Here is a 12,368-nt window from a genome sequence, read left to right as displayed (position 1 = left end):
GGCGTTTATTTTCCAAATAGTTAACATTTCTGCGCATAAAATTATTGTGCGTATTGCTGGCTGGCGGGAAAATAGCGAGAAACGCAGGCGACATCGGCGTGCTTATCGCCTGGCCGGCAAATAATGAGTAAAGGAATCTGCGCAGCGAAGTAAACTGCGTTGGCAGTGTGCTAATGAGGTTGTTATGTTATTGATTTTGCGTGCCGTTCTCGCCACTCTTTTCTGTATTCTGGTGTGTATTTTCGGTTCTGTTTATTGCTTGTTCAGCCCGCGCAATCCCCGCCATGTGGCGACCTTCGGCCACCTTTTCGGCCGCCTGTCGACGCTGTTCGGCATCAAGGTTGAAACCCGCGTGCCGGCCGATGCGGCCAACAACGGCAACTGCATCTATATCGCCAACCACCAAAATAACTACGACATGGTGACGGCCTCGAATATCGTGCAGCCGCGCACCGTGACCGTCGGTAAAAAAAGTCTGGTGTGGATCCCGTTTTTCGGCCCGCTGTATTGGCTGACCGGTAATCTGCTGATAGATCGTGATAATCGTGCCAAGGCGCACGGCACCATCGCCCAGGTGGCGGAGCAGTTCAAAAAGAAAGACATTTCGATCTGGATGTTCCCGGAAGGGACCCGCAGCCGCGGTCGCGGGCTGATGCCGTTTAAAACCGGCGCGTTTCACGCGGCCATCGCCGCCGGCGTGCCGATTGTGCCGATCTGCGTATCGACCACCAGCGGTAATATAAATCTTAATCGCTGGAATAACGGTCATGTGATCGTCGAGATGTTGGCACCGGTGGATACCAGCAAATACGGCAAAGAAAACGTGCGCGAGCTGGCGGCCCATTGCCGCGAGCTGATGGAGGCGAAGATCGCCGAATTGGACGCCGAAGTCGCCCAGCGCAACGCCGCCAAAAAATAAGAGTCTACCGTCTTCAAAGAATACGTTTTTAATTGGCGTTCAGCGCCGTTAACGCCTGAGCGCCTGCTAATCTTGATTGGCGGGCGTTTGGGTTTTGCACACGGTTTAGTTATTGCTTTTCATGGAGAAAATATGTCACTCAGTCGACGTCAGTTTTTACAGGCATCGGGCCTGGCGCTGTGCGCGAGCGCCGTGCCGCTGAGGGCAGAGGCGAGCGGAACGCAGACCCCATTACCCATTCCGCCGCTGCTGGAGTCTCGCCGCGGTCAGCCGCTGTTCCTGACCCTGCAGCGCGCCCACTGGGCGTTTATGGATAACCGCAAAGCGGCGGTGTGGGGCGTCAACGGCATGTATTTGGGGCCGACGGTGCGGGTTTACAGCGGCGACGACGTCAAGCTGATCTACAGCAACCGCCTGCAGGAGCCAGTGGCGATGACCGTCAGCGGGCTGCAGGTGCCGGGCACGCTGATGGGCGGCGCGCCGCGCATGATGTCGCCTAACGTCGACTGGTCGCCGGTGCTGCCTATTCGTCAGGCGGCAGCCACCTGTTGGTACCACGCCAACACGCCGAACCGCATGGCGCCGCACGTTTACAACGGGCTGGCCGGGCTGTGGCTGGTGGAAGATGCCGTCAGCAAAGCGCTGCCGCTGCCCAACCACTACGGCGTCGACGATTTCCCGCTGATCATTCAGGACAAGCGCTTTGATAACTTCGGCACGCCGCAATACGATGCGCCGTCGCAGGGCGGCTTCGTCGGCGATACGCTGTTGGTCAACGGCGTGCAAAACCCGTATGTCGAAGTGTCGCGCGGCTGGGTGCGTTTGCGCCTGCTTAACGCCTCCAACGCGCGCCGCTATACCCTGCAGCTCAGCGACGGGCGCCCATTCAACGTGATCGCCAGCGATCAGGGCTTCCTGCCCGCGCCGGTCGCGGTGCAGCAGCTGTCGTTGGCGCCGGGCGAACGCCGGGAAGTGCTGATCGACATGTCGAAGGGCGACGAGGTGACCATCACCGCCGGTGAAGCGGCGGGCATCATGGATCGCCTGCGCGGCCTGTTCGAGCCGTCGAGCATTCTGGTGTCCACCCAGGTGCTGACGCTGCGCCCAACCGGCCTGCTGCCGCTGGTGACCGACAACCTGCCGATGCGCCTGCTGGCGGATCAGCTGTTGGACGGCAGCGCCAGCCGCACCCGCGATTTCCGCCTGGGCGAAGGCGGCGTTGGCATCAACGGCGCGATTTGGGACATGAACCGCATCGACGTGCAGGCGCAGCAAGGCACCTGGGAACGCTGGAACATTCATGCGGATACGCCGCAGTCGTTCCATATTCAGGGCGTGCAGTTCCTGATCAAACGCGTCAACGGCGCGCAGCCGATGGCGGAAGATCGCGGCTGGAAGGACACCGTCTGGGTCGATGGCGACGTCGAGCTGCTGGTGTATTTCAACCAACCTACCTCCGAACACTTCCCGTTCCTGTATTACAGCCAGACGCTGGAAATGGCCGATCGCGGCACCGCCGGCCAGTTGATGGTGCAGCCGACGATGTAATCTGCGCTGCGGGCCGCTTACGGCGCCCGCAGCCTCTCCAGAAAGGCCTGTACCACCGGCGTGACGCTGTCGGCGCGGTAAACCGCATACAGATCCGCCGGCGGCGCCTGTTGCAGCGAGCAAAAGCGGACGCCGGGCCACGGAATGCGGCCGTAGCTGTCCGGCAGCAGCGTAATGCCGCAGCCTTCCGCCACCAGCGCCAGCAGGGTTTGCGGCTCGTTGACCTGATAAGCGACGTCCGGCAAGAATCCCTGCTGCAGACACAGATTGTGCAGATACAGCCCCAGGCTGGCCTCATGCGGCGGCAGCACGATGAAGCTATCGTTCTGCAGCGCCGCCAGCGGGATGTTTTCCTGCTGCGCCAGCGGATGATCGAGCGGCAGCACCACGGCGATGCTTTCGCTCGCCAACCGTTGGCAGGTTAACCCCGGCAGCGTCTGCTGCTGCGCCTCTCGCCAGACCCCGATATCGATATGCCGCTTTTGCAGCGCGGCGATTTGCTGGCTGGGCGTCAGCTCGTTCAACGACCAGGTGACGCCGGCGCTTTGCTCGCTGAACCGCCGCAGCGCCGCGATCAGGCCGCCCCAGGCCGAGGTGCCGACCATGCCGACCACCATGTGGCCGCCTTCGCCGCGCCCCATCTGTTGCACCTGATGCAGCGCGCTGTCGGCCTGATCCAGCAGCCGCTCGACGTTGCGCAGTAGCGTGCGGCCGGCCGGCGTCAGCGTCATGGAGCGGGTGGTGCGTTTGAACAGCACCACGCCGAGCTGGCTCTCCAGCTCCTTGATGTGCTTGCTGAGCGGCGGCTGTGACATATTCAGCCGCCGAGCCGCCTGGGTGAAGTTCATCTCTTCCGCCACCACGCGGAAATAGTGCAGCAGGCGGAAGTTAATCCGGCCGGGATCGGGCAGGGCATGGGGCTGACTCATCCGGGATATCGTCTCCTTGTGACGCAGCTCAACTTATAGGTAAATGGAATAAATCGGCCGCCAAGAATGTATTGGTCTCGGCTGAGCCTCGCTCTCTACTATGGGGATTATTATCCCCCGCTGAAAGAGAGAATACGATGTTTAATCAAGAAGATGCTTTTACCTGCGCCGATGTCGTCCGCGCACGCCTGCCGGGTTTCCAGCCGAAAGCGGCCTTGATTCTCGGCTCCGGGCTCGGCGCCCTGGCGGAGGTGATGACCGAAACCGTCACCATCGACTACGCGGAGCTGCCGGGCTTTCCGGTGAGCGGCGTCGCCGGCCATGCCGGGCAGCTGGTCGCCGGCAAGCTGGAGGGCGTACCGGTATTGTGCATGAAAGGGCGCGGTCATTTCTATGAAGGGCGCGGCATGCAGGTGATGACTACCGCGGTGCGCACCTTCAAACTGCTGGGCTGTGAGTTCCTGCTGGCGACCAACGCCGCCGGTTCACTGCGCCGCTCGGTGGCGCCGGGCAGCCTGGTGGCCATTACCGATCACATCAACTTCATGCCGGAATCGCCGCTGGTCGGCGCCAACGACGAGCGCTTCGGGCCGCGCTTCTTCAGCCTGGCGAACGCCTACGATCGCGATCTGCGCGCCCAGCTGGCGGCGGTGGCCGAAAGCGCGGGCATCCTGCTGGCGGAAGGGGTATTCGCCGCCTACACCGGGCCGAATTTCGAAACGCCGGCGGAGATCCGCATGATGCAGACCCTGGGCTGCGACGTGGTGGGGATGTCGATCGTGCCGGAAGTCCTGACGGCGCGCCACTGCGGCCTCAAGGTGCTGGTGGTGTCCGCGATGACCAACTACGCCGAAGGGCTGTCGGATACGCCGCTCTCCCATGAACAAACGCTCAGCTGCGCGGCGCTGGCGGCGGACGATTTCATGCGCCTGATCCGCGAACTGTTCAAAACGCTGTAATAGCGCAAGCAAACCGGCGGCGGGCGGCAGGGGGCCTGCCGCATCAATCATCGTTGAAAGCATAATAACAAGGTGATGGCGATGGCGATAAAAACACGATTGAAAGTCATGATTTTCCTGCAGTTCTTTATCTGGGGGGCCTGGCTGGTCACGCTGGGCTCCTACATGATCAACACGCTGCATTTCAGCGGCATGCAGGTGGGTATGGTTTACAGCGCCAAAGGCATCGCTGCGCTGATCATGCCGGGGCTGGCGGGCATCATTGCCGATCGGTGGATGAAGGCCAACTATCTGTATGCGCTTTGCCATCTGCTCGGGGCGCTGGCGCTGTACTGCGCGGCGCAGGTCGAGCAACCGATGCTGATGTTCTGGGTGATGCTGTTCAACGCCATGGTCTACATGCCGACCATCGCGCTCTCCAACGCCATTTCCTATTTTTGCCTCGAGAAGCACGACTTTGACACGGTGAAGGACTTTCCGCCGGTGCGGGTGTACGGCACGGTGGGGTTCATTCTGGCGATGTGGCTGGTCGGCTTTAGCCAAATTGAGCTCAGCAATCTGCAGCTGTACCTGGCTTCTGCGGCGTCGCTGCTGCTGTCCGCCTATTCGCTGACGCTGCCGCGCTGCCCGACCAACCGCGCGGCCGAGTCAAAGAGCTGGGTGAGCGTGCTGGGGCTGGATGCGCTGGTGCTGTTTCGCCAGCGGCGCATGGCGCTGTTTTTCCTGTTCGCCATGTTGCTTGGGGCGGCGCTGCAGATAACCAATACCTTCGGCAACCCGTTCCTGCACGATCTGTCGCTCAATCCGCTGTATCAGGACAGCCTCAGCGTCCGGTATCCGGCGGTGCTGCTGTCGCTGTCGCAGATCTCCGAAGTGTTCTTTATCCTCACCATTCCCTTCTTCCTGCGCCGTTACGGCATCAAGCAGGTGATGCTGATCAGCATGGCGGCCTGGACGCTGCGTTTCCTGTTCCTGGCTTATGGCACGCCGGTCGGCTTTGGTTTCGTTCTGCTGCTGTTGTCCATGATCGTCTACGGCTGTGCGTTCGACTTCTTTAATATCTCCGGCGCTATCTTCGTCGAGAAAGAGGCCGATCACCGCATCCGCGCCAGCGCGCAGGGGCTGTTCATGACCATGGTCAACGGGTTGGGCGCCTATCTGGGGGCGCTCGCCAGCGGCGAGGTGGTGGACTTCTTCAGCCATGACGGCGTGAAAGACTGGCAGAGCATCTGGCTGGTGTTTGCGCTGTATACGCTGGTGCTGGGGATCGTGTTCGCGTTGAGCTTCAACTACCGCCACTCGCCGCAGGAGAGCGCGGTGGCGGCGCAGTAGGGCAGGGGGCGCAGCCTGGCTGCGCCCTGAAACGTCAGGCCTGCGGGAAGCGCTGTTGCAACTGCGGCCAGTCCGGCGGATTGGCGGCCCCGAGGCTGGCCACCACGCAAGCAGCGACCCGGTTGGCCAGATCGACCGCCTGCGGCAGCGGCCAGCCGGCGGACAGGCCCGCCAGTAAACCGGCGCAGTGGGCATCGCCCGCGCCGATGGTGTCGACCACGTCTACCGGATAGGCGGGAACGTGCAGCGGCGGCGTGCGGCCGTCGCAGATCCACGCGCCGTCGCGATCCAGGCGGCAGATCAGCGTCAGATTACGGGCGGCGGCATAGCGCTGCGCGGCCTCTACGGCGTCGCCAGCGCCGCACAGCGCGGCCACTTCGTCGCGGTTGAGCGTCAATAGGGTGTGGCTGTCGCTGAGCATGGCGAAGAAATCTTCGCTGAGCTGAGCGATGCGCGGGCCGGGATCGATCAGGCGCGGTTGGTCGAACGGCATGCGCGTCAGCCACTCGCGCAGCGCTTCGCCGCTTTCGCCCGCCAGCTCGTAGCCGCTGGCGTAGATCAGGGTGTGCTCCGTCAGCGGCAGCGTCGCCAGCTGCGCTTTATTCCATTGGCTTTCGCAACCGGACACCGTGATGAAGGTGCGTTCGCCGTTTGGCTCCACCAGCGCCAGGCACCAGCCGTTGTCCATCTGGCCGTGGCGCAGCAGTACCTCCAGATCCAGTTCGCCCATGGCGGCTTCGACAGCCGCGCCCCATTCGCCGTTGCCAACCGGCATGCCGTTAATCACCGGCGTTTCCAGGCGCACCAGCGCGCGCGCCACGTTGAACGCGCAGCCGCCGATTTGCCGCGCCTGCGGCTGGGCTTCGATATCTTCGCCGCTGGTCGGCAGGCGCGGCAGCGTCATCACCAGATCGCCGACCGCGCCCCCAATAACCAGGACAGGTGTTACAGCTTCCCACTTACTCATTGATGTTCTCTGCGTTGGGTCAGGTACAGACCGTAAGCGATCAGACTCACCGCGAACGATACAAACAGCCCCAGGCTGGAATCGGCGAACAAGCCTTTGGCCAGCGGGCCGTCGATAAAACCGGTTTTGGTGACCAGCAGGCCGCACAGGGCGCCGAGGAACCAGCAGAACAGCGGGGCTTTGCGCACGCCGCGGTTCTGGCCATGCAGGCCGTACAAAGCGTTGCCATCATACCCGTGGCGGCGGCGCAGGCACAGGTAATCGAGCAGGAAAATCGCCTCCCAGGCCGCCAGGAATACGCCGCAGAACACCAGGAAGGAGATGAACGGCCCCATGAAATCGCCGGAGATGAACAGCACATACAGGGCGATGCCCAGCACCACGACCGCGTCGATCGACACCGCCAGCCACTGTTTGACCTGCACGCCGATGGTCAGCAGGTTAAGGCTGGCAGAATACAGGCTGAGCACCGCGATGGTGACGATGCCGGCGGTGGCGGCCAGCAGATAAGGGATCGCCATCCAGGCGGGCAGCACTGAGCCTATCAGCGCGATGGGGTTGGCGGCGCTGGCCAGATCGGGCAGCTGCACGGAAAGCAGGATGCCGGCCAGCATCAGCAGCATCAGCGGCAAACAGGCGCCGCCCATTACCGCGGCGAAAATGCTTTTGCTCGACGAGCTCGGACTTTGATAGCGGCTGTAATCGGCGCCGGCAATCGCCCAGCTGATGCCGGTGCCGGCGGCGATCACCGATACCGCCGGCAGGAAGCCGGTCAACCAGCTGCCGGAAGGCAGCGCCAGCACCTGGCTCCACTCGGTGTTGAACAGGATATAGAGCACCACGATCAGCGTCATGGTGCCGAAGATGCGGCTGAACCAGCTTTGCATCCAGACCACGGTATTTTGCCCCAGCAGGCTGACGACGACAGTGAGCCCGCCGAACAGCTGCAGGCTGAGCGCGGTCAGCAGGTGGCTGCTACCCAACCCGAAGGCCTCGAACAGCGCCGCCAGCGTCAGGGTGCCGGTGATCACATTGACCGCTTCCCAGCCCATCAGGTTGATCCAACTGAACAGGGTGGGCGCCACGTTGCCCTTCAGGCCGAAAATCACCCGCGAGAGCGTCAGCGTCGAGGTGCGCCCGCGCTTGCCGGCGAAGCTGGTGAGGCCGACCAGCACGAAGCTGGCGACGCCGACCAGCGCGGCGAGTACCGATTGCAGGAAGGATAAGCCGAAGCCGACGATAATGGCGCCGTACACCACGCCGAGAATGCCGATATTGGCCGCCGACCAGATCCAAAACAGCTCGATGGGCTTGCCGGTCTGCTCCGCGTCCGGTACCCGATCGATACCGGTGCTTTCTACCTTCCATGCTTCATTGCGATTGATATCGGTCATAGCAAATGATCCCTGTAGCGCAGGGCCGCGAGGGCCGCCGCAGTTGACTGAAAATCGATTCCGTTGGCGCGGTTGACGCCGGCTATTCCGTTGTCGGTGAAGACGCCGATTCCGCGCAGTGTGTAGCGGCTGATACCGCCGGGTCTGTCAAAGTGAGGGCGGTATCCACCTTATCGGGTGAGGCACGTCGGCCGCACGGCGCCAATGAGTGTAGTCAAAGAGTGGGTCTGCAGCGGGGTTTGGCGAAGCGGGAACGTTTCTATTTGCCGACATCAAACCGTTGCGCCCACCGCAAGGGGATCCTGTGATGTGGCTATGAGCAGTGAGCAAGCTATCCATTAGCTACGTTGCTTATTCTCGGCCGTTTGTGCTGACAGTATATCCCCGCTACCGGCCATCAAGGGTATCCTTTAGGGCCGGCAGCGGGTTTTTTATTTTTTTTAAAGTGGGTCCCTGGTGTTGGTGCAATTGATGTATCAACATCAATAAGCACAGATTACGCGCGATCTAGATCCAATGAAAGTCCATTAGGCAAAAATTGTGATGCCACTCTGAAAACATTAGCGATATTTTAGTTAAGGTGAGGGGCTTATCGCCGGATCGGCGATAGGATAAAAAACGAAATCCAGACAAATGGCATAGGTAAGAGGGCGGGCGAATGACGGATTTTATGGCCTGGCTGCGTGGCCATCTGGCGCAGGGGGCGGTAGCGCCGCGTTATATTCAGCTGGCGACGGCGATAGAAACCGCAATCAGGCAGCAGGTGCTGGCGGCAGAGGCGTTTTTGCCGCCCGAACGGCAGATGGCGGAAGGCCTGGCGCTGTCGCGCGTCACCGTCAGCAAGGCGATGAAGCTGCTGGAGGAGAAAGGGCTGATTTCGCGGCAGCAGGGCGTTGGCACCCGCGTAGCGATGCGCATCGGCTATTCCCTCGATAAAGACAGCGGTTTCACCGCTCAGGCGCTGCGCCACGGCAGCAGCGTCAGTAACCGATGGTTGCTGCGCACCCGGGTCGGCGCGCCGGCCAAGGCCGCGGCGGCGCTGGGGCTGGCTGAGGGGGATGAGGTGATCAAACTGCGGCGTTTGCGCTTGCTGAACGGCAGCCCGGTCTCGCTGGAAACCACCTATATTCCGCCGCGCTTCCTGCCCGAACCGGGGCAGCTGGAGCATTCGCTGTATGCGTTATGGCAATCGCGCGGCATCGTGCCTGAAGATAAACACTTTCTGCTGAAGGCGGTGTCCTGCAGCGACGAGGTCGCCGAGCTGCTCAACGTGCCGTGCGGCGCGCCGTTGTTGCACATCACCCAGACCAGCCGCAATGCCCAGGGTGAGGCGCTGGAGTTCAGCGATATCTTGTGTCGCAGCGACGTTTATGAATTCGAAGTGAACGGTTAGCGAAATAACCATGCTCTTTTTGCTGCTAGTGCGTATAATCGCCGCCCGGCGATTAATTAACCTGTAAAAAGAGCAGCAGAATGAGCACCACCAGCCTGATCCAACCCGATCGTGAACTGTTTTCCTATAAGCCTTATTGGGCGGAATGTTTTGGCACCGCGCCGTTTTTACCGATGTCGCGAGCAGAGATGGATCAACTGGGCTGGGACAGCTGCGACGTGATCATCATCAGCGGCGACGCCTATGTCGATCATCCGAGCTTCGGCATGGCGATCATCGGCCGCATGCTGGAAGCGCAGGGCTTCCGCGTCGGCATCATCGCGCAGCCGGACTGGAGCAACAAAGAAGATTTCATGCGGTTGGGGAAACCGAACCTGTTCTTCGGCATCACCGCCGGCAACATGGACTCGATGATCAACCGCTATACCGCCGATCGCAAACTGCGCCACGACGATGCTTACACCGCCGGCAACGTCGGCGGCAAACGTCCGGATCGTGCTACCCTGGTTTACAGCCAGCGTTGTAAAGAAGCCTACAAAGACGTGCCGATCGTGCTGGGCGGTATCGAAGCCAGCCTGCGCCGCATCGCCCACTACGATTATTGGTCGGATACCGTGCGCCGCTCGGTGCTGGTGGATTCCAAAGCCGACATGCTGATCTACGGCAACGGCGAACGCCCGCTGGTGGAAGTGGCGCATCGCCTGGCCGCCGGTGAGAAGATCGGCGACATCCACGATATTCGCAATACCGCGGTGATGCGCAAAGAAGCGCTGCCGGGCTGGAGCGGCGTGGATTCCACCCGTCTCGACAAGCCGGGCCGCATCGAAGCTATCCCGAACCCGTACGGCGACGATCTGCCGTGCGCCGACGGCGCCAAGCCGAAAGAGCCGGAAGCCAAGCCTGTCACCGTGCGCGCCGCCAAGCCGAAGCCGTGGGAGAAGACCTACGTGTTGCTGCCGTCCTTCGAGAAAGTGAAGGGCGACAAGGTGCTGTATGCGCACACCTCGCGCATTTTGCACCATGAAACCAACCCGGGCTGCGCCCGCGCGCTGATGCAGAAACACGGCGATCGCTACGTGTGGATCAACCCGCCGGCGATCCCGCTGACCACGCCGGAGATGGACAGCGTCTTCGCGCTGCCTTATCAGCGCGTGCCGCATCCGTCCTACGGCCAGGATCGCATTCCGGCCTATGACATGATCCGTTTCTCGGTGAACATCATGCGCGGTTGCTACGGCGGCTGCTCGTTCTGTTCGATCACCGAGCACGAAGGGCGCATCATCCAGAGCCGTTCGGAAGATTCGATCGTTCGTGAAATCGAAGAGATCCGCGACAAGGTGCCGGGCTTTACCGGCGTGATCTCCGATCTCGGCGGCCCGACCGCCAACATGTATATGCTGCGCTGCACCAACCCGCGCGCCGAGCAGACCTGCCGCCGCGCCTCGTGCGTGTATCCGGAGATTTGCACCTACATGGACACCAACCACGAGCCGACCATCAAACTGTATCGCCGTGCGCGTTCGCTGGAGGGCATCAAGAAGATCCTGATCGCTTCCGGGGTTCGTTACGATCTGGCGGTGGAAGATCCGCGTTATATCAAGGAGCTGGCGACCCACCACGTCGGCGGCTACCTGAAGATCGCGCCGGAGCACACCGAAGAAGGGCCGCTGTCGAAGATGATGAAGCCGGGCATGGGCAGCTACGATCGCTTCAAGCAGCTGTTTGATCACTATTCGAAGCAGGCGGGCAAAGAACAGTACCTGATCCCGTACTTCATCTCGTCGCACCCGGGCACCCGCGATGAAGACATGGTGAACCTGGCGCTGTGGCTGAAGAAGAACCGTTTCCGCCTCGATCAGGTGCAGAACTTCTATCCTTCGCCGATGGCCAACTCCACCACCATGTATTACAGCGGTAAAAACCCGCTGAGCAAGGTGGGGTATAAGAGCGAAGACGTGGTGGTGCCGCGCGGCGATCGCCAACGCCGCCTGCATAAGGCGCTGCTGCGTTACCACGATCCGGCCAACTGGGCGCTGATCCGCACCGCGCTGGAAGAGATGGGGCTGAAGCACCTGATCGGCAGCCGCCGCGAGTGTCTGGTGCCGGCACCGAGCATCGACGAGCAGCGCGAAGCGAAACGCCTGCAGCGCCATACCCGGCCGGCGCTGACCAAGCATACCGATATCAATCGGCAGCGCACGCCGTCCAACCAACCGCCGCGCAAACCGATTCGCAAAGCCAAGCCGTAACGGCCACGCCGCGTGCGCAAACAAAAAGGAGAACCCTCGGGTTCTCCTTTTTACTTTTGCTCATCACAAACTATCGTAGGCGGCTTCCACTTTCATCAAATGGCGCGGCGCCTGCGGAGCGGGGTGGTATTTGCGCACGTGCCAGTTAAAGGCTTCCGGCGACAGGTTGTTGATCATCGCGATGGCCTGCTGACGGTTGCTGGAGAAGGTGCGCAGCAGCGCGCCGGTACCGTTGACGTAGGCGATGATGGTGGCGTAGCGCAGCGTAACAGGGTTCGTGATCCCTTTAAGCTGCTGTTTTTGCAAGGTGGCCAGGTAGGCGGCGCCGAGATCGATATTGGTGTCGGGATCCCGCAGGTCGTCAGCGTCCGGGCAACCGCGTTTGCCTTTGTAGCGGTAGGCATCGCAGCCGGCGGTATCGGCTTTCAGCTGCATCAGGCCGATAGCGTTGGACTTGCTCACCGCCGCGGGGTTGAAGCCGGACTCCACCTGGATCATGGCGGTGATCAGCTTGGCGTCCACGCCGTATTCGCTGGCGGCGTCTTTAATGGCGCTATCGAAAGCGTGGCGATCGTAGCTGACGCGCTGTTTCTTGCCGGCGCAACCCGCCAGCACCAGCATGACGCAAAGCATGCTCAGCCTTAACCCGTGTGAGAAAGAGAATTTCATGGTGCTCCG

10 protein-coding genes are annotated in these 12,368 nt (G+C 61.5%); 6 read left to right on the top strand and 4 right to left on the bottom strand.

Annotated features, from left to right (window positions below):
- The first annotated feature begins 184 nt into the window (after positions 1-184).
- Positions 185-919, top strand: a complete 735-nt coding sequence (locus tag HMPREF3138_RS17100) for a 1-acylglycerol-3-phosphate O-acyltransferase (RefSeq protein WP_004937266.1) — start codon at positions 185-187, stop codon at positions 917-919.
- Positions 920-1,051: 132 nt separating this feature from the next.
- A complete protein-coding gene (gene ftsP / locus HMPREF3138_RS17095; RefSeq protein WP_038879454.1) occupies positions 1,052-2,467 on the top strand; it encodes a cell division protein FtsP in 1,416 nt (471 codons plus the stop codon).
- 17 nt (positions 2,468-2,484) lie between these two features.
- Here ftsP and HMPREF3138_RS17090 read toward each other — a convergent pair whose 3' ends face one another.
- On the bottom strand, positions 2,485-3,396 hold the full coding sequence (locus HMPREF3138_RS17090; protein WP_038879449.1) for a LysR family transcriptional regulator: 912 nt from the start codon (positions 3,394-3,396) through the stop codon (positions 2,485-2,487).
- 137 nt (positions 3,397-3,533) lie between these two features.
- On the opposite strand from HMPREF3138_RS17090, the gene xapA reads away from it, so the two are divergent.
- Entirely contained in the window at positions 3,534-4,355 is an 822-nt protein-coding gene (gene xapA / locus HMPREF3138_RS17085; protein WP_038879446.1) for a xanthosine phosphorylase, read from the top strand.
- An 81-nt stretch (positions 4,356-4,436) separates the two neighbouring features.
- The gene (locus HMPREF3138_RS17080; RefSeq protein WP_038879794.1) at positions 4,437-5,687 is read left to right on the top strand and encodes a nucleoside permease; all 1,251 of its coding nucleotides are present in this window, start codon (positions 4,437-4,439) and stop codon (positions 5,685-5,687) included.
- Between the two features lie 34 nt (positions 5,688-5,721).
- Here HMPREF3138_RS17080 and HMPREF3138_RS17075 read toward each other — a convergent pair whose 3' ends face one another.
- Positions 5,722-6,654: a PfkB family carbohydrate kinase gene (locus HMPREF3138_RS17075; RefSeq protein ID WP_038879442.1), complete on the bottom strand. Its 933-nt coding sequence runs from the start codon at positions 6,652-6,654 to the stop codon at positions 5,722-5,724.
- On the bottom strand, positions 6,651-8,048 hold the full coding sequence (locus HMPREF3138_RS17070; protein ID WP_038879439.1) for a purine-cytosine permease family protein: 1,398 nt from the start codon (positions 8,046-8,048) through the stop codon (positions 6,651-6,653). Before HMPREF3138_RS17070 ends, HMPREF3138_RS17075 begins: the two co-directional genes overlap by 4 nt.
- Positions 8,049-8,706: 658 nt before the next feature.
- On the opposite strand from HMPREF3138_RS17070, the gene HMPREF3138_RS17065 reads away from it, so the two are divergent.
- Both HMPREF3138_RS17065 and HMPREF3138_RS17060 read left to right on the top strand, forming a co-directional pair.
- Complete coding sequence (locus tag HMPREF3138_RS17065; protein WP_038879436.1) at positions 8,707-9,441, top strand: GntR family transcriptional regulator; 735 nt, start codon at positions 8,707-8,709, stop codon at positions 9,439-9,441.
- Between the two features lie 80 nt (positions 9,442-9,521).
- The gene (locus tag HMPREF3138_RS17060; protein ID WP_038879433.1) at positions 9,522-11,690 is read left to right on the top strand and encodes a YgiQ family radical SAM protein; all 2,169 of its coding nucleotides are present in this window, start codon (positions 9,522-9,524) and stop codon (positions 11,688-11,690) included.
- 63 nt (positions 11,691-11,753) lie between these two features.
- Here HMPREF3138_RS17060 and HMPREF3138_RS17055 read toward each other — a convergent pair whose 3' ends face one another.
- Positions 11,754-12,359, bottom strand: coding sequence for a transglycosylase SLT domain-containing protein (locus tag HMPREF3138_RS17055; RefSeq protein ID WP_038879430.1), 606 nt, complete (start codon positions 12,357-12,359; stop codon positions 11,754-11,756).
- Positions 12,360-12,368: the final 9 nt, after the last annotated feature.

This window comes from Serratia sp. HMSC15F11 (assembly GCF_001808215.1).
GTDB lineage: Bacteria > Pseudomonadota > Gammaproteobacteria > Enterobacterales > Enterobacteriaceae > Serratia > Serratia nevei.
The sequence above is the reverse complement of the archived record's forward strand: the minus strand, read 5'-3'. Positions and strand labels throughout refer to the sequence as shown.

What these genes read in the sequence shown, in the direction of transcription:
- HMPREF3138_RS17100 (WP_004937266.1), top strand. Translation starts at nt 185, where the DNA reads ATGTTATTGATTTTGCGTGCCGTTCTCGCCACTCTTTTCTGTATTCTG.
- ftsP (WP_038879454.1), top strand. Translation starts at nt 1,052, where the DNA reads ATGTCACTCAGTCGACGTCAGTTTTTACAGGCATCGGGCCTGGCGCTG.
- HMPREF3138_RS17090 (WP_038879449.1), bottom strand. Translation starts at nt 3,396, where the DNA reads ATGAGTCAGCCCCATGCCCTGCCCGATCCCGGCCGGATTAACTTCCGC.
- xapA (WP_038879446.1), top strand. Translation starts at nt 3,534, where the DNA reads ATGTTTAATCAAGAAGATGCTTTTACCTGCGCCGATGTCGTCCGCGCA.
- HMPREF3138_RS17080 (WP_038879794.1), top strand. Translation starts at nt 4,437, where the DNA reads ATGGCGATAAAAACACGATTGAAAGTCATGATTTTCCTGCAGTTCTTT.
- HMPREF3138_RS17075 (WP_038879442.1), bottom strand. Translation starts at nt 6,654, where the DNA reads ATGAGTAAGTGGGAAGCTGTAACACCTGTCCTGGTTATTGGGGGCGCG.
- HMPREF3138_RS17070 (WP_038879439.1), bottom strand. Translation starts at nt 8,048, where the DNA reads ATGACCGATATCAATCGCAATGAAGCATGGAAGGTAGAAAGCACCGGT.
- HMPREF3138_RS17065 (WP_038879436.1), top strand. Translation starts at nt 8,707, where the DNA reads ATGACGGATTTTATGGCCTGGCTGCGTGGCCATCTGGCGCAGGGGGCG.
- HMPREF3138_RS17060 (WP_038879433.1), top strand. Translation starts at nt 9,522, where the DNA reads ATGAGCACCACCAGCCTGATCCAACCCGATCGTGAACTGTTTTCCTAT.
- HMPREF3138_RS17055 (WP_038879430.1), bottom strand. Translation starts at nt 12,359, where the DNA reads ATGAAATTCTCTTTCTCACACGGGTTAAGGCTGAGCATGCTTTGCGTC.